Below are 16,544 nucleotides of genomic sequence, written 5' to 3'. Positions count from 1 at the left end.
TGAGCGGCGATGTCTCAGGCGGCGAATACCAGTGAGACATTCTGGCCGCCAAATCCGAAAGAATTGGAAAGCGCCACCTTGATTGGCTGCACGCGTGCCTGACCCTGGACCAGATCAACGGCGATCTGCGGGTCGGGGTTGCGCAAGTTGGCCGTCGGTGGCACCCGCCCGTGTTCAAGAGCGAGCAAGGTGTAGGCCGCCTCGATAGCGCCAGCGGCGCCCAGCAGGTGTCCGGTCACGCCTTTGGTCGAACTAACCAGCATGCGGGTACCGAACAACTCGGCGATGGCATGCGACTCGATCACGTCATTGCCCGGCGTCGACGTACCGTGGGCATTTACGTAATCCACGACGCCGGCCTCGATACCGGCATCGCGCAACGCCGCCTGCATCGCCAAACGGGCACCGAGACCTTGCGGATGAGGCGTGGTGACGTGGTGAGCATCAGCCGATGCGCCATAACCGAGCAAACGGCCACGGCTGCGTGCACCTCGGGCCCGGGCATGCGCCTGGGACTCCAGCACGAACATCCCCGCGCCTTCACCGATGACGAAGCCGTCACGCGCCGCATCGAATGGTCGCGATGCACCACTGGCATCAGGGTTGCGCGATAACGCCCGCATCTTGGCAAAGGCAGCGACATACAGGGGAGTGATCGGTGCTTCCGCACCGCCGGCCACCACAATGTCACATACCCCGCGGTTGATCAGGTCCTTGGCCATGCCCAGCGCCGAGGCCCCTGATGCACACGCCGAGCACGGCGCCAGGCATGGGCCGCGCGCGCCCAACTCAATGGCCACCTGCCCGGCGGCCATGTTCAGCAGACCCATGGGCAGGGTCAGCGAGGACACATCGTCAGCCCCTTCGGAGAGCAACACGGCGTGCTGCTGCTCCAGGGTGGCGGTGCCCCCTGCCCCGGAACCGATGATCACCGCGACGCGGCTCGCATCTGTCCAGCTGCCGGCCTCGAGGCCAGCATCCTCGAGGGCCTGACGCGCAGCCAGCAAGGCGAACTGCGCGTAACGGTCCCACTGCCAGGGGTTCTTGACGCCCAGCAAGACGCTGTCAAAACTGGGCACACGGCACGAGATCCCCACCGGCATCGCTTCGAGCGTCTGGTCCGGCGCGGCCGTGGCTTGACCTGCCACCACCCGCTGCCAGTTCGCCTCAAGGCCAATGCCGGCGGGGGTGACCAGGCCGATACCGGTCACGACCACCGCTTCAGCGACCATTACGCCTTACCGTTGGCCAGTGCCAGAACGTCACCGACCGTGGCGACTTCCGACAGCTGCGCATCGCTGATCTGCACACCGAGTTTCTTCCTCAACAACTGGGCCAGGTCGACCTGGGACAGCGAGTCAAAACCCAGGTCTTCAAGGGAAGCCTCCGGCACGATACGGCTTTGTTCGATGTTGAAACGCGCGGCAATGGCTTGGGCGATAGCTTCGTTACTTACGGTCATCACATGACTCCTGTTGTGTGGAACTGTAGGTGGGTACAAATCTGAATCAGTCCTGCCACTCGCTGCTGCGGGTAGTCAGCTGTGGCCACTGCAGCACGGTCGAGCCCCATGAGAGGCCGGCGCCGAAGGCACTCACCAACACGCGTTGGCCAGCCTTGAGGTCGCCGCTCATTGCCATGTCGTTAAGTAACAGCGGGATAGAAGCCGTCAGGGTATTACCCAGCCGCTGGATATTTACCGCCACCTTCTCTGTGGGCAGGCCCAGTTCGAACGCCACGGATTGCAGGATGCGCACATTGGCTTGGTGACCGACGAACCAGTCGACTTGGTCCATTGACCAATGCGAGCGGTCCAGCACGCTGCGGGCCGATGCAGACATGCGTGCTACGGCCTGTTCATACACCGCGCGGCCATCCATGTGCAGGTAGAACTCGCTCGGTGCTACCCTGTCGTGCCCCAGGCCGGCACTGGCCGAACGTTGTCGCGAGCCGCCCGCGGGGATGGCCAGCAGGTCCGAACGGGCACCGTCACTGCCAAGGTCGAAGCCCCCCAGGGCACCGGGTTCATCCGCCTCGCCACGGCGCAACACCACGGCACCGGCACCGTCACCGAAGATTGGCCGGGTGGCGCGGTCTCGTGGATTGACGAAGGTGGTAAAGGCTTCTGCACCGATGAGCAGGACGCTGTTGGCAATACCTGCTGCAATCAACCCGGACGCCGTGGCCAGGCCATACACGAAGCCGCTGCAGGCAGACGTGATGTCATACGCGGCGATGTCACCCAGACCCAATGCCGATGCTACCTCCGGCGCCACCGCTGGGCAGATGCGCTCCGGCGAAGTGGTTGCGACGACCACCGCCTGCACCGCCCGCCCCTCTGCCGAGGCGAGCGCACGCGCACCGGCCTTGATCGCCAGATCGAGCATGCTCAAGCCATCACTGACCATTCGGCGCTCGCGGATGCCAGTGCGCGACTCGATCCATTCAGGCGTGGTGTCCAGCCCGCTGGAAATCTGCTGATTGTCAATTATCTGAGGCGCAAGGCAGCCTCCCAGGCCACACAAAATCACAGTCACGATCAACTCCCTTGATTTAACGATGGTTCAGATGGCGTGTGCTGTCGCGTGCGCCCCTACGTCACTTCCTGACGCGGGGCGCGACCCAGCGACCAACCGAAGTTCATGCCCGCAGCCGCCAGCAGGATGGCGCTCGCACCGATCACTTGCAGGACGCTGAGCGGATGCGCAAAGGCAACCCAGTCGACCAGAATGGCCACGATCGGATAGATGAATGACAAAGCCCCCACCAGCGCCGTGGGGATTTTCTGAATGGCGCTGTACAGCAAGGTGGACATGAGCCCGGTATGAACCACGCCGATAATGATCAGGTACGTCCAGGCGCCCTCCACCGTATCGACCCTGCCCACATCCACGAACGGGGCCAGGACCAGCGCACCGACCACCATCTGGATCAGCACGATCAGGTGCGCGGGCAGGTCCTTGAGGCGTTTGGTGATCGCTGCCGCCACCGCGTAGAAGAAGGCTGAAGCCAGGGCCAGGCAAACGCCCAGCACATAGTCGGCACCCGTGGCCTGCCCACTGCCCTTGGCGGATACGATCAGCATCAGGCCGGCGAAGGCCAACAGCAGCCAGCCGACCTTGGCGGCGCTGAGGCGTTCGGCAAAAAACACTACACCCAGGCCCACCAGCATGAACGGCTGGACGTGGTAGACCACTGTGGCAATGGCGATGGAGGAGTGTTTGTAGGCACTGAACAACAGCACCCAGTTGAGGATCAGCGCCAGCCCGCCCAGGCACACCAGCATGAACTGCCGCAGGCTGATCACAGAGCGGCGCAGCACCCCGAGCACGAGGCACGCAACCAACATCGCCATGGCACCGAACACGCAACGCCAGAACACCACGGCCTCCGGACTCTGCCCCGACATGACGACGAACCAGCCCACTGTGCCGGAGATCACCATGGCCGAGATCATTTCGAGGGTCCCACGGGTTTGCGACTTCATCACTCACTGCTTCCTTGCTCTCGACATTGCCGTAACCTAAGCCCGCCATAGACAGCCCGGCTGGAAAGTCGAACTTTATAATGAACTATTGGACGTTATACTGAACAAGGCGTTTAAGAGCGTCAACTCATTTAAGGATGTTTTATAAAACAAATGACCGACATAACGAACGCCGTCACGGTAAACACCCCTAGCCGCATCGACCTGCTGGCACTCTCAATCAAACGCGAACGCTTGGCCGCCGGGCTCTCCTTGACCGAATTGGCGAAACGCGCCGGGGTAGCCAAGTCGACCTTGTCTCAATTGGAAGCGGGCATCGGTAACCCCAGCATCGAGACCTTATGGGCGCTGGCGATGGCAATGGGTTTGCAAGTCACCCGGTTCTTCGAGCAACCCCAGCAGACGCTACGGGTGATCCGCGCCAACGAGGGCATGACCGCCTATGCCGAGACGGCCAATTACGCAGCGACACTGCTTGCCGATTGCCCTGCGGGGGTACAGCGCGACATCTACCGGCTGAAGGTGCAGCCCGGCGAAGTGCGGCTGTCTCAGCCTCACCCTTCGGGCACCATAGAGCACGTGGTGCTGTGCAGTGGCAGCGCCCATATAGGCCCGGCAAGCGGGCCTGTGCTGCTGAACGCTGGCGACTACATCAGTTACCTGGCAAATGTGCCGCATATGTTCGAAGCACTTGAGGCGGATACGACGGCGGTGATGGTGATAGAGCATTCCTGAGAAGGAGGCCCTGGAAACGGCGGGGCTGCGTGGTGCCGCCATCGCCAACCTGCCGGTCGCCTTCGCGGCCGATGAGATCACGGATGGACACGTGATTGCGTTGCTGCCTGAGTGGCAGTCCGCCGAATGTGTGATTACCGTCGTCTTTGCGTCCAGGCGTGGGCTGATGCCGTCGGTGCGGTCCTTGATTGACCTCCTGGGCGAGGCGTTCAAGGTTCCTTGCACCCTCGGCAATAGTCTTTTGTCATCAAGCCCATTGATAGCTCCCTAACGAAACCCCCATGCTAGACGGCTAAGTACGCGCTTATATCATTCCGAATGATAGTTACCTTTGCTTCATTCGATTCGTGACATACCGCCTCGCCGCGCATGATCCGCCCATCTCAAATACATTGGCGGATGCACCTCATGGAACAGTCACTCAAACATTTGCGCTTCCCCTTGGCGATCCTGGCCGTGGTGGTGATGAGCGCGTGCGGCAAGACCCCGGACCAAGCGGCCGCCATGCCCCCGGCCAAGGTCAGCGTAGCCAAGGTACTGGAGCAACCGGTCAACGAGTGGGACGAATTCACCGGGCGTCTCGAGGCGCCGGAAACCGTGCAGATTCGTCCTCGGGTCTCGGGCCAGATTGACCAAGTCGCTTTTACAGAAGGCGCTTTGGTCAAGAAAGGCGACCTGTTGTTCCAGATCGACCCTCGCCCCTTCCAGGCGGAAGTGCGTCGTCTCGAAGCCCAGCTCGCACAAACCAAAGCGGCCGCCACCCGCAGTGAAAACGAAGCGCAGCGCGGCGAACGCCTGCGCCAGAGCAATGCGATCTCCGCCGAACTGGCCGACTCGCGCACCACCGCCGCCCAGGAAGCCCGCGCGGCCATGGCCGGGATCCAGGCACAGCTGGACCTGGCCAGGTTGAACCTGAGCTTTACCCGCGTCACTTCGCCCATCAGCGGTCGCGTCAGCCGCGCGGAAATCACCGCCGGCAACCTGGTCACCGCCGATACCACCGCACTGACCAGCGTGGTCTCCACCGACAAGGTCTATGCCTACTTCGATGCCGACGAGCGTGTGTTCCTCAAGTACACCGAACTGGCCCGTGAAGGCAGGCGTGGCGCCACCACCCCGGTGTACCTGGGCCTGTCGAATGAAACCGGCAACCCGCACCTGGGCCAGATGAACTTCGTCGACAATCAGGTTAACCCGTCTACCGGCACCATCCGTGGCCGTGCGGTGTTCGACAACAGCAAGGGCGAATACACCCCTGGCCTCTATGCACGCTTGAAGCTGGTCGGCAGCGGCACCTACTCCGCCGTGCTGATCAACGATGAAGCCGTCGGCACCGACCTGGGCAAAAAGTTCGTGCTGGTGATGGAAGGCGACAAGCCGGCTTACCGCGCGGTAGAGCTGGGGCCGAAGATCGAAGGCTTGCGCATTGTGCGCAGCGGCCTGAACAAGGACGACACCGTGATCGTCAAGGGCCTGCAGCGCGTGCGCCCGGGTTCGCCGGTCGCGCCGGAAACCATCCCGATGGCCAGCAAGGAAACCCTCGCCGCCTTGGCCCAACAACGACAAGCGCTTGAGGCCAGCAACCTGGAGCAAGTGGCGCCGCAAACCGCCACGCCCAAGCTCGCCAGCACTGCGACCCCACGCGGTTAAGGGATACGACTCAAGATGAATTTTTCCAAGTTCTTCATTTCGCGGCCGATCTTCGCAGCGGTGCTCTCGCTGTTAATCCTGATCGCAGGTGCGATCTCGCTGTTCCAACTGCCGATCAGCGAATACCCGGAAGTGGTGCCTCCAACTGTAGTGGTACGCGCCAACTTCCCCGGCGCCAACCCCAAGGTTATCGGCGAAACCGTGGCCGCGCCGCTGGAGCAAGCCATCACCGGCGTCGAGAACATGCTGTACATGTCCTCGCAATCCACCGCCGACGGCAAGCTGACCCTGACTATCACCTTCGCCCTGGGCACCGACCTGGACAACGCGCAGGTGCAGGTGCAAAACCGTGTGACGCGCACCCAGCCCAAGCTGCCAGAGGAAGTGACGCGCATCGGTATTACCGTGGACAAGGCCTCCCCCGACCTGACCATGGTGGTGCACTTGACCTCCCCGGATCAGCGTTACGACATGTTGTACCTGTCCAACTACGCGATCCTCAATATCAAGGATGAGCTGGCCCGCCTGGGCGGCGTTGGCGATGTACAGTTGTTCGGCATGGGCGACTACTCCCTGCGCGTGTGGCTGGACCCGAACAAGACCGCTTCGCGCAACCTGACCGCGACCGATGTGGTCACGGCGATCCGCGAGCAGAACCGCCAGGTGGCAGCCGGTGCCCTGGGCGCGCAGCCTGCGCCGAGTGACACCAGCTTCCAGCTGTCGGTCAACACCCAGGGCCGCCTGGTCACCGAGGAAGAGTTCGAGAACATCGTGATTCGCGCCGGCGCCAACGGTGAAATCACGCGCCTCAAGGACATCGCCAGGGTCGAGCTGGGCTCCAGCCAATACGCGCTGCGCTCGCTGATCGATAACCAGCCTGCCGTCGCGATTCCGATTTTCCAGCGTCCCGGCTCCAATGCCATTGACATCTCCAACGATGTGCGCAGCAAGATGGCCGAGCTGAAAAAGAGCTTCCCGGCGGGGATGGATTACCGCATCGCCTATGACCCGACCATCTTTGTACGCGGCTCTATCGAAGCCGTGGTGCACACCCTGTTCGAAGCACTGATCCTCGTGGTGCTGGTGGTGATCCTGTTCCTGCAGACCTGGCGCGCCTCGATCATTCCATTGGTGGCGGTGCCGGTGTCGTTGATCGGTACATTTGCGGTGATGCACCTGTTCGGGTTCTCGCTCAATGCGCTGTCATTGTTCGGCCTGGTACTGGCCATCGGTATCGTGGTGGACGACGCCATCGTGGTGGTGGAGAACGTCGAACGTAATATCGAGCTGGGCCTGGAACCGTTCCCGGCGACCGAAAAAGCCATGAGCGAGGTTACCGGCCCGATCATCGCCACGGCGCTGGTGCTGTGTGCGGTGTTTATCCCGGCCGCCTTCATCAGTGGCTTGACCGGGCAGTTCTACAAGCAGTTCGCCTTGACCATTGCGATCTCGACCGTGATTTCGGCGTTCAACTCGCTGACACTGTCCCCAGCCCTGGCTGCGGTGTTGCTGCGCGCTCACGACGCGCCGAAGGATCGTTTCTCCAGGTTCCTCGACAAGCTCTTCGGTGCCTGGCTGTTCCGGCCCTTCAACCGCTTTTTCGAAAAGGCCAGCCATGGCTACGTGGGCACCGTGCGCCGAGTGATTCGCGGCAGCGGCATTGCCCTGTTCGTATACGCCGGCCTGATGGTGCTGACGTTCTTCGGGTTTGCCCACACCCCGACCGGTTTCGTACCGGCCCAGGACAAGCAATACCTGGTGGCCTTCGCCCAACTGCCCGACGCTGCGAGCCTGGACCGCACCGAAAACGTGATGAAGCGCATGTCGGAGATCGCCCTTAAACAACCCGGCGTGGAAGCTGCGATTGCCTTCCCGGGCCTGTCGATCAACGGGTTCACCAACAGCCCGAACAGCGGCATCGTGTTCGTGACCTTGAAGCCTTTCGACGAGCGTAAAGACGCGAGCATGTCCGCCGGTGCGATTGCCGGTGCGCTGAACGGCCAATACGCCAATATCGAAGAAGCCTACATGGCGATCTTCCCGCCGCCGCCGGTACAAGGCCTGGGCACCATCGGCGGGTTCCGCCTGCAGATCGAAGACCGCGGCAACCTCGGCTATGACGAGTTGTATAAAGAAGTGCAGAACGTCATCGCCAAGAGCCACAGCGTGCCTGAGTTGTTCGGCCTGTTCACCAGCTACACGGTCAACGTGCCGCAAGTCGATGCCGCCATCGATCGCGAAAAGGCCAAGACCCACGGCGTAGCGATCAGCGACATCTTCGACACCCTGCAGGTCTACCTGGGCTCGTTGTATGCCAACGACTTCAACCGCTTCGGGCGTACCTATCAGGTCAACGTGCAGGCCGAGCAACAGTTCCGCCAGGACTCCGACCAGATCGGCCAGCTGAAAGTGCGCAACAACAAAGGCGAGATGATCCCGCTGGCGACCTTTATCAAGGTCAGCGACACCTCGGGCCCGGACCGCGTGATGCACTACAACGGCTTTATCACCGCTGAAATCAACGGCAACGCCGCACCGGGCTACAGCTCCGGCCAGGCCCAGGCCGCGATTGAAAAGCTGCTCAAGGATGAATTGCCCAACGGCATGACCTACGAGTGGACCGACCTGACTTACCAGCAGATCCTCTCGGGCAATACTGCGCTGTTCGTGTTCCCGCTCTGCGTACTGCTGGCGTTCCTGGTACTGGCCGCCCAATACGAAAGCTGGAGCCTGCCGCTGGCGGTGATCCTGATCGTACCGATGACGCTGCTGTCGGCCATTACCGGGGTGATCATCTCGGGCGGCGACAACAACATCTTCACCCAGATCGGCCTGATCGTACTGGTGGGCCTGGCGTGCAAGAACGCGATCCTGATCGTCGAGTTCGCCAAGGATAAACAGCAGGAAGGCCTCGACCCGCTCGCCGCGGTACTGGAAGCCTGCCGCCTGCGTCTGCGGCCGATCCTGATGACCTCGTTCGCGTTCATCATGGGTGTGGTGCCGTTGGTGCTCTCCAGCGGTGCCGGCGCCGAGATGCGCCATGCCATGGGCGTGGCGGTGTTCTCCGGGATGATCGGCGTGACCTTCTTCGGTCTGTTGCTGACACCAGTGTTCTACGTACTGATCCGGCGCTATGTGGAGCGCCAGGAAGCGCGCAAAGCGGCCAAGGCCTTGAAGCTGGAGACACAGCAATGAGTGTGAAAGTATTCCTGCCGAGCTTGCTGGTACTGGCGCTCGCCGCCTGTGCCGTAGGCCCGGACTACAAGACCCAGCAGTTGGAGGCGGCCAATATCACGGCCGCCGCCGACAGCAAAAGCTACGACCATGCCAAGTACGAAGGCATCTGGTGGCAGCAGTTCGACGACCCGACCCTCGACCAACTGGTGACCCAGTCACTGAGCGGTAACCGCGACCTGCGCGTGGCCTTCGCCCGCCTGCGAGCGGCACGGGCGATCCGCGATGATGCGGCCAACGACATCATGCCGGTGGTTACCTCCCGCGCCAGCAGCGATGTGGGCAAGGGCCAGATTCCCGGGCAGACCACCCAGCGCGTCAACAGCGAGCGCTACGACCTGGGCCTGGACATGGCCTGGGAGGTGGACTTGTTTGGACGCATCCGCCGTAACCTGGAAGCCAGCGACGCCGACCAGCAGGTGGCCGAGGCCGACCTGTATCAACTGCAAGTCACCATGATTGCCGAGTTGGTAGATGCCTACGGCCAACTGCGCGGTGCGCAACTGCGTGAACGCATCGCCCTGGACAACTTGAAGAATCAGCAGGAATCGCGTGCCATCACCGTCAGCCTGCGTGATGCCGGCGTCGGTGATCAGCTCGACGTGGAACGTGCCGATGCGCGCCTGGCGGCGGTGGAAGCCAGCGTGCCGCAACTGCAGGCCGAACAAGTGCGCGAGCGCAATCGCATCGCCACCCTCCTCGGCCAGCGCCCCGACAAGCTGAGCGTGGACCTGAGCCCCAAAGACCTGCCGGCGATTGCCAAGGCGTTGCCGATTGGCGACCCAGGGCAATTGCTGCAACGTCGTCCGGACATTCTCAGCGCCGAACGCAGGCTGGCTGCCGCCACTGCACGGATCGGCGTGGCCAAGGCCGATCTGTTCCCACGGGTCAGCCTCAGCGGCTTCCTCGGCTTCACCGCCGGGCGGGGCTCGCAGATCGGTTCGGCCGCGGCGAATGCCTGGTCCCTGGGTCCAAGCATTACCTGGGCCGCGTTTGACCTGGGCAGCGTGCGCGCGCGTTTGCGTGGTGCGAATGCCGAAGCCGATGGTGCGTTGGCGACCTATGAGCAGCAGGTGTTGCTGGCGCTGGAAGAGTCTGAAAACGCCTTCAGCGATTACGGCAAGCGCCAGCAACGTTTGGTCTCGCTGATCCGCCAAAGCGAATCCAGCCGCGCCGCCGCCGACCTCGCGGCGATCCGCTACCGCGAAGGCACCGTGGACTTCCTGGTATTGCTCGACGCCCAGCGCGAACGCCTGGCTGCCGAAGATTCCCAGGCCCAGGCCGAAGTGGATCTGTATCGCGGCATTGTGGCGATCTACAAGGCGTTGGGTGGTGGCTGGCAGCCAGATACGGTAGTCGCCAGCAGCAAGTGAGGTAAAGAGCTCCTTTGGTTGGTCGCATCCAGCCAATTTTTAGCCCCGTGGATCATTCGGTCACGGGGCTTTTTTTTGCCAGGACTTCCTAAAATATTGAAAGATATTTCTGTAAGACAATTAAGAAGTCCTTCGTAGGTAGTTTCCTAGTACCGCGCTATACCTGGCTTTCAGGTTTAAATGCCTCACAAACAACTGTGCATTTTCATGTAGGCAAGCGTTACGTCTACGTTAAAGTAATTGGCCCACACGTCGACAACCAAGTGCCACTTACTAATGGAGGAAGGCGACATGGCTATCATGTTGACTGCTGAGCAGATGAGGTATACCAAGGCAACCAATGCATTCGTGATCAAAAATCCAGAGCAGACAACCAATGCATTTACGATTACAAAGAAGAACGTAGCGGCTGACACCCTACAGCTCAATGACAACAGTCAAATCACCCAACTCAAGGCTTATCTGAAAGATTATGATATGACGTCTATTAATTCAGACGACTTAAGAAAGGTGGGACGCACGCTGTTCGAACACGACATGATTGATATCTATGCATACAGGATGTTCATAGGTGGCAATCTGCACACCGACGCAAACGGCGTTCCAACGGAAACGCACGTAAAATTCAACGCGATTGCCTTATTTAACGAGCGACTGGTGGAGTACAGCGAATTCTTGGAAGACAACCCTGCGGGGGCAAACGAGCATACGTTGAGATGGAGGCAGGGAATGGTAGCCGCTAATCACGCCATGGGGGCACTGGCCTATTTTGTAAACTCTTCCAATAGCGTTTTATCAGTAGATGAAAAAGCTTGATTAAGATGTTCGCAAACAGTGCGCCAATAAACCTCGTGGCGCACTGTTTGGCTTAACGGCTCAGCGGCCGTATCTAGCAGTGCCAGAATAAGATTGCGCCTCCGAACCAGAATTAATCATGACGATTCGATAGGTTCCAAACACACCAGAGTAGGACGTCGTACCTCCAAAGGTTCCAGCAACATCCCCCCAGGAAGCGCCCGCCTGTTTTTGAATAATCAACTGTGGCGCCCTCCCGCCACCGCTCGTGGAAGCTGAAACATCAATAGTCGCACCCGCACATCCATTCGCGGAAGTTATTGTGAACGGGCCATATACTGTCGTTTCCACACCAGGCTGCAAAAGCCCGCTATAGCTATCACTTATATACAGACACAAGGCCGACACCTGAGTAGACAAAAGCATTAACGCGAGACACGGCAACGCAATAAGACCTTTCATGATCTCACCTCAAATCAGTAAATAATGAATAAATACTCACTCGAAATATCTGATCTTTTATTTCCCCATAAGCGCACCTCACAGTTAAGCAACGGCTGCCAGCACACGACACTCGATATCAATCCAGCAGATATCAAGCACCCACTAATGCAGGTAGGAACACGTTGCTTACGGTGCACGAAATCAAGCGCCAAAGATGCCAGCCGCTTCCTAAAACATAGAAGGACCGCTCTGTCATACCCAGATGAAGGAATAAGTGAGAAATGTCCTAGTCCTGCATAACAGCGGTTAGAACCGACTTGGCTCGTTCAAAATCAAACTCCGATAATGCTGCCTTATAAATCTGAATGAAGCACGTAAAACCAAACCTTATCGAGCTGAGAGGCACAAGGGAATTTCCTGCGGCACCGATAGCATTTGCCCGCGCACAATAGCGAATTAGCCAAGCCTCAACGGAACCATTTCGAAAGTGACCGCCACCTATTACGTACTTGCATAGGACGCTGGCATGTAGGCTCTTCACCAGGACGGTTCACTAAGGGGATACCATTGAACATTAACGCAACCCACTCTCCACCGCTCCCGTCGACCTATAACTCGCCTGATATTCTAAATGACGATCAAACCACAGCTTCGGCCAGGAGCAGGCAAAAGCGTGGCGTCGCTGACACAGCATACCTTTGGCCACAGGGCGCCACGATAAAAATAGGCATGGTTGGCACGACGCAAAAAGAAGAAGAATTGATCAGAGAAAACATTAACAAATGGGCTCCCTATGTAAATCTAAACTTTGAATTCGTCGCCGACCCCAAAGACGCAGATGTAAGAGTTGAAGTCGATCCTTATAGCGAAGAAGGGTATGCCTGGATAGGCACAGAAAATACACTTCATCCAGACGCGAAAGCTCATGTCACCATCGGCACAAACGCCTCCCCGGAACACATAGCCGATACGGTCATGCATGAGTGGGGGCATGTGCTCGGCCTAAAGCATGAACATGAGCACCCATATAGAAACCTGGACGATCCTGATTTAGAAGACACGCCACCTCTTCCCGACGATGGTTCATTCACATTAAGTCCCTATGACAACGATTCAATAATGCACTACACCTTCGAGACTGACAGTGACGGAGAGTCGGTCTTTAGGCCGAAAACAATATCAGAAGAAGACAAGAAATTTGTAAGCACCCTTTATCCCCCCTTTACTAAGAAGCTCCCAAACCTTGCCAGCAACCATCCTTTGCAAAACCCGGCGACTTAATGCTCGACGCCCATCGCTAACGTCGGACAGACGCATGCACTGGTCGTCGGCAGCCCGTAAAGAAAGAGTTGATTGGACGCTTCGAGTCATTTCTTAGCTCCGAGGATGGACTCTTGGCAACCGAAGAGTCCGTAACCGCCGACACACTCAAACTTGATGAAAAAATCATCAATCTGAAGAGGTATCTTCTTCCAGAAGTAATTTAAAGCTCAATGCGAATGCTTGAGCCCAAGGCGTTTTATCAGTGCGTTAAGGAGGATCTTGACGCACTGTCTACACATCGGTTAGAGCCGACTCGGCTCGTTCAAGATCAAACTCCGATAATGCCCGGGATTGGACCCTGACCACTTACGAAAAGCCTTGTAGAACGAACTCGCATCGGCAAACCCCAGCCGCGTGGCGATTTCGGCAAAGCTGATCTGCGGTTCCGCCAACCAAACAATCGCCAGTTCCTTGCGCACGCTGTCCTTGAGGCCCTGATAGGTCTGGCCTTCTTCCGCCAGGCGTCGACGCAATGTAGAGGCGGAAATGCATAACGTAGCCGCAAGCCCGTCGGTTTCGGGCCAGGCGTCGGGAGGCATCTGCCGAAGGTCATGCTTGATGCGGGTAGCCAGGCTCTCGGGGTCGCGGTACTTGACCAGAATATTGGCCGGCGCATGGGCCAGAAAACGTTGGAGCTCCTGCGGGCTGCGCTTGATCGGCAGGTCCAGGCAGTCCGCAGAAAAGATCATGCGGGTCCGGGGTCGATCAAAGCGCAGGTTATCGGAAAACATCACCTGGTAATCGTCACAGAAGTCCGGCTGCGCACAACGCAACTCAATGGCGAGGATGGGGATTCGACGCCCTGCCAGCCAACAGGCAACGCCGTGCACGATCATCCAGTAGGTGAAATAGGTGAACGCACGCTTAGGCTCAGGCTCGGGTTCGAGCAGGACGATCTCCGCCAGGCTCTGTTGGCGAACCAGCTGCGCGGGCATGCGCTCAAGCATCAGCGACAGAAACCCCAAGCCCGTTTCCAGGCCTGCGGCCAGGCTGGGTTGCGCCATGGCGGCGCGACACAGGAACGCCAGGCTGCCGGATTTGAGCTTGCGCGGGTCCATGCCGAAGAACTCGTCGTCCGTGCGCCGCGCCAGCAAGCGCCACAGCCGCGCATAGGCCGTGGCCGCAACCCGGGCGCTTGGCTGCTCCAGCAATGCGGGATCAATCCCGACCTTGCTTAACGCCTCAACGGTGGCCGCCCCAGGCGCACAGCTCTGCAACAGGGCTTCACGCACGAGGTGGATGGAGATGGTGTCTTTTTCCGACATGAGCTGTTGGCCAATCCGACGGCTACTTCAGTGGCGTGCATCATAAAGGCGGTTGCGCTTCGCCACCACCGTTCAGCCCAGGTTCAGCAAAGGTCAATATTTCTTGTTTAGCAATGAGTATCATTATGTTACAACTTAGCTTCCTAACTAGTTACGCCCCGGTGCCCGATGCTCGTTCCGTTTTTAATCATGTTGCGCGAAGGCATTGAAGCCGCCTTGATCGTTGGAATCATCGCCAGTTACCTGCAGCAGACCGGTCGTGGCCAGTGGATGCCGGCGGTGTGGATCGGCGTATTCCTGGCCGCGGCCCTGGCGTTGCTGGTGGGCGGCGGTCTGGAACTGGTCAGTGCGGAATTTCCGCAAAAGCAGCAGGAATTGTTCGAAGGCATCGTCGGCCTGGTTGCCGTGGGCATCCTCAGCTCCATGGTGTTCTGGATGCGCAAGGTGGCGCGTTCGATCAAGCATACCCTGCACGAATCCCTCGACCATGCGCTGGCAGGTTCCAGGCATCAGGTGATCGCGTTGATTGCCATGGTGTTTTTCGCCGTGGCCCGCGAAGGTCTGGAGACGGTATTTTTCCTGTTGGCCGTGTTCCAGCAGAGCGAAGGCCCGGGCGCGCCGATAGGTGCCCTGCTCGGCCTGATCCTGGCCATCGTCGTCGGTTTCCTGATCTATTCCGGCAGCATGCGCCTGAACCTCGGCGCGTTTTTCCGCTGGACCGGCCTGTTCATCCTCGTAGTGGCCGCCGGCATTCTCGCCAACTCGGTGCAAGCCCTGCACGAGGCCGGCGTGTGGAACCACTGGCAGACCGTGCTGTTCGATTTCAGCGCTGCGCTGCCGATGGACAGCCCCTTGGGCTCGGTACTGGCCGGCATGTTCGGCTACCAGGAGGCGCCGACGGTCAGCACCCTGGGTGCCTATGTGATTTACCTGGTGGTGGCGTTGGTGATGTTCTTCCTGCCCTCGCCCCCCGCCAAGCCCGTCGCCAAGACCTCTTCCGTTTCCAGCCAGTAAGGACCGTCCCTTGTCCAACCCAACCCCTCAATCGGCCCCGCCGTCCCGTGCCTTGCGCTGGGGCGTGGCCGGCTCGGTGGTGGTGATGATCGCCGCCGGTGGCCTGTTCTACTACGCCTCGCAACTGGCCGCTACCAAACGCCAGGTCAATCACAATGAAATCGCGGTGACGATCCACGCCCACGCCTGTGAGCCCAACGCCCTCACCGTACCGGCCGGGCGTGCGAGCTTTCGTATCATCAACCGCTCCGACCGTGCGGTGGAGTGGGAAATCCTTGATGGCGTGCTGGTGGTCGAAGAGCGGGAAAATATCGCACCGGGCCTGAGCCAGGTGATCAACGCCAATCTGCAGCCCGGTGACTACGCGATCACCTGTGGCCTGCTGAGCAATCCCCGTGGCACGCTGCATGTCACGCCCACCGCTGAGTCCGACGCCCAGGCCAAGGCCAAGCCGTCAATGGTGGCGTTTATCGGTCCGCTGTCGGAGTTCCGTGTGTACCTGAGCGGCCAGGGCGGCGCCCTGATCAAGGCCGCAGCCGCCCTGCAACAGGCCATCGACACCGGCGACCTGGCACAGGCACAGGCGCTGTATGCGCCGGCCCGTGAAGCCTATCAGCGCCTGGCGCCGGCAGCCCAACGCCTGGCCGAGCTGGATAACGCCATCAACGCCCGCGCCGATTACTTTGAAAAACGCGAGCAGGATCCTGCGTTCAGCGGCTTCCACCGCCTCGAATACAGCCTGTTCCAGCAACGCAGCCTCGATGGCCTGGCGCCTGTCGCTCAACGCTTGGTCGCCGACGTCACCACCCTCAAGCAACAGCTGCTGGCCCAGTCCCTGCCGCCGGAGCAATTGGTCAGCATTGTGGTGCGCAACCTCAACAGTCTGGCGGATGTGCGCGCGGTGAGCGGTGAAGAGGAGCGCTACAGCCATATTGACCTGAATGGCTTTGCCGCCAACCTGCAGGTCGCCCGCAAAGTGGTCGACCTGATGCGTCCACTGTTGACCAAGTCCGCCGCCGACCTGCTGCCCAACATCGACAGAGCGCTCGATGCCTTCGATGCCGAGCTCAATGGATTGAAGGTCGACAACCATTACACCCGTTATGACAGCGTCACCGACGATCAGCGCAAGCAGATCGCCGACAAGGCCAAGGCAGTGGCCGCCGCACTCGATGGAATCGACCCCGCCCTTGGCCTTTCCGGCCTGCAGTGAAGACGACCGCA

At 59.8% G+C, this 16,544-nt stretch carries 13 protein-coding genes; 8 read left to right on the top strand and 5 right to left on the bottom strand.

Translation table 11 applies throughout. The features are described 5' to 3' along the window. Positions 1-14: 14 nt before the first annotated feature. Genes KVH01_RS19880 through KVH01_RS19865 form a run of 4 tightly spaced genes read right to left on the bottom strand, consistent with a single transcriptional unit; the run spans position 15 to position 3,487 of the window. The gene (locus KVH01_RS19880; RefSeq protein WP_217882581.1) at positions 15-1,232 is read right to left on the bottom strand and encodes a beta-ketoacyl-[acyl-carrier-protein] synthase family protein; all 1,218 of its coding nucleotides are present in this window, start codon (positions 1,230-1,232) and stop codon (positions 15-17) included. Further along, positions 1,232-1,462 (bottom strand): acyl carrier protein, encoded by a 231-nt coding sequence (locus KVH01_RS19875; RefSeq protein ID WP_217882580.1) that lies wholly within the window; start codon positions 1,460-1,462, stop codon positions 1,232-1,234. Before KVH01_RS19875 ends, KVH01_RS19880 begins: the two co-directional genes overlap by 1 nt. Before the next feature lie 46 nt (positions 1,463-1,508). After that, entirely contained in the window at positions 1,509-2,537 is a 1,029-nt protein-coding gene (locus KVH01_RS19870; protein WP_217882579.1) for a beta-ketoacyl-ACP synthase III, read from the bottom strand. A gap of 56 nt (positions 2,538-2,593) precedes the next feature. After that, entirely contained in the window at positions 2,594-3,487 is an 894-nt protein-coding gene (locus KVH01_RS19865; protein WP_217882578.1) for a DMT family transporter, read from the bottom strand. A gap of 153 nt (positions 3,488-3,640) precedes the next feature. Here KVH01_RS19865 and KVH01_RS19860 point away from each other — a divergent pair, with 153 nt between their 5' ends. The 6 genes from KVH01_RS19860 (at position 3,641) to KVH01_RS19835 (ending at position 12,999) form a co-directional block, all read left to right on the top strand. Beyond that, positions 3,641-4,222 carry a helix-turn-helix domain-containing protein gene (locus KVH01_RS19860; protein WP_217882577.1) on the top strand — a complete coding sequence of 194 codons (582 nt, stop codon included), beginning with the start codon at positions 3,641-3,643 and terminating at the stop codon, positions 4,220-4,222. Positions 4,223-4,630: 408 nt separating this feature from the next. Further along, entirely contained in the window at positions 4,631-5,872 is a 1,242-nt protein-coding gene (mexE, locus tag KVH01_RS19855; protein ID WP_217882576.1) for a multidrug efflux RND transporter periplasmic adaptor subunit MexE, read from the top strand. Positions 5,873-5,887: 15 nt separating this feature from the next. Continuing rightward, positions 5,888-9,067: an efflux RND transporter permease subunit gene (locus tag KVH01_RS19850; protein WP_217882575.1), complete on the top strand. Its 3,180-nt coding sequence runs from the start codon at positions 5,888-5,890 to the stop codon at positions 9,065-9,067. Next, on the top strand, positions 9,064-10,479 hold the full coding sequence (locus KVH01_RS19845; RefSeq protein ID WP_217882574.1) for an efflux transporter outer membrane subunit: 1,416 nt from the start codon (positions 9,064-9,066) through the stop codon (positions 10,477-10,479). The genes KVH01_RS19850 and KVH01_RS19845 overlap by 4 nt, the downstream gene beginning before the upstream one ends. 291 nt (positions 10,480-10,770) lie before the next feature. Continuing rightward, positions 10,771-11,295, top strand: a complete 525-nt coding sequence (locus tag KVH01_RS19840; RefSeq protein ID WP_217882573.1) for a hypothetical protein — start codon at positions 10,771-10,773, stop codon at positions 11,293-11,295. A 990-nt stretch (positions 11,296-12,285) separates the two neighbouring features. Next, positions 12,286-12,999: a zinc-dependent metalloprotease family protein gene (locus tag KVH01_RS19835; RefSeq protein WP_217882572.1), complete on the top strand. Its 714-nt coding sequence runs from the start codon at positions 12,286-12,288 to the stop codon at positions 12,997-12,999. Between the two features lie 284 nt (positions 13,000-13,283). Here the strand turns inward: KVH01_RS19835 and KVH01_RS19830 are convergent, their stop codons facing one another. Beyond that, positions 13,284-14,306: an AraC family transcriptional regulator gene (locus tag KVH01_RS19830; protein ID WP_217882571.1), complete on the bottom strand. Its 1,023-nt coding sequence runs from the start codon at positions 14,304-14,306 to the stop codon at positions 13,284-13,286. A 168-nt stretch (positions 14,307-14,474) separates the two neighbouring features. Between KVH01_RS19830 and efeU the strand changes: the two genes are divergently transcribed. Both efeU and efeO read left to right on the top strand, forming a co-directional pair. Next, on the top strand, positions 14,475-15,320 hold the full coding sequence (gene efeU / locus KVH01_RS19825; protein ID WP_043049834.1) for an iron uptake transporter permease EfeU: 846 nt from the start codon (positions 14,475-14,477) through the stop codon (positions 15,318-15,320). Between the two features lie 10 nt (positions 15,321-15,330). After that, positions 15,331-16,533 carry an iron uptake system protein EfeO gene (gene efeO, locus KVH01_RS19820; RefSeq protein ID WP_217882570.1) on the top strand — a complete coding sequence of 401 codons (1,203 nt, stop codon included), beginning with the start codon at positions 15,331-15,333 and terminating at the stop codon, positions 16,531-16,533. Positions 16,534-16,544: the final 11 nt, after the last annotated feature.

It is taken from the genome of Pseudomonas khavaziana (assembly GCF_019145205.1).
In the GTDB taxonomy this organism is placed as follows: domain Bacteria; phylum Pseudomonadota; class Gammaproteobacteria; order Pseudomonadales; family Pseudomonadaceae; genus Aquipseudomonas; species Aquipseudomonas khavaziana.
Note: the sequence above shows the minus strand (reverse complement) of the source record. Positions and strands in the feature narration are given on the sequence as shown.

What these genes read in the sequence shown, in the direction of transcription:
- KVH01_RS19880 (WP_217882581.1), bottom strand. Translation starts at nt 1,232, where the DNA reads ATGGTCGCTGAAGCGGTGGTCGTGACCGGTATCGGCCTGGTCACCCCC.
- KVH01_RS19875 (WP_217882580.1), bottom strand. Translation starts at nt 1,462, where the DNA reads ATGACCGTAAGTAACGAAGCTATCGCCCAAGCCATTGCCGCGCGTTTC.
- KVH01_RS19865 (WP_217882578.1), bottom strand. Translation starts at nt 3,487, where the DNA reads ATGAAGTCGCAAACCCGTGGGACCCTCGAAATGATCTCGGCCATGGTG.
- KVH01_RS19860 (WP_217882577.1), top strand. Translation starts at nt 3,641, where the DNA reads ATGACCGACATAACGAACGCCGTCACGGTAAACACCCCTAGCCGCATC.
- mexE (WP_217882576.1), top strand. Translation starts at nt 4,631, where the DNA reads ATGGAACAGTCACTCAAACATTTGCGCTTCCCCTTGGCGATCCTGGCC.
- KVH01_RS19850 (WP_217882575.1), top strand. Translation starts at nt 5,888, where the DNA reads ATGAATTTTTCCAAGTTCTTCATTTCGCGGCCGATCTTCGCAGCGGTG.
- KVH01_RS19845 (WP_217882574.1), top strand. Translation starts at nt 9,064, where the DNA reads ATGAGTGTGAAAGTATTCCTGCCGAGCTTGCTGGTACTGGCGCTCGCC.
- KVH01_RS19840 (WP_217882573.1), top strand. Translation starts at nt 10,771, where the DNA reads ATGGCTATCATGTTGACTGCTGAGCAGATGAGGTATACCAAGGCAACC.
- KVH01_RS19830 (WP_217882571.1), bottom strand. Translation starts at nt 14,306, where the DNA reads ATGTCGGAAAAAGACACCATCTCCATCCACCTCGTGCGTGAAGCCCTG.
- efeU (WP_043049834.1), top strand. Translation starts at nt 14,475, where the DNA reads ATGCTCGTTCCGTTTTTAATCATGTTGCGCGAAGGCATTGAAGCCGCC.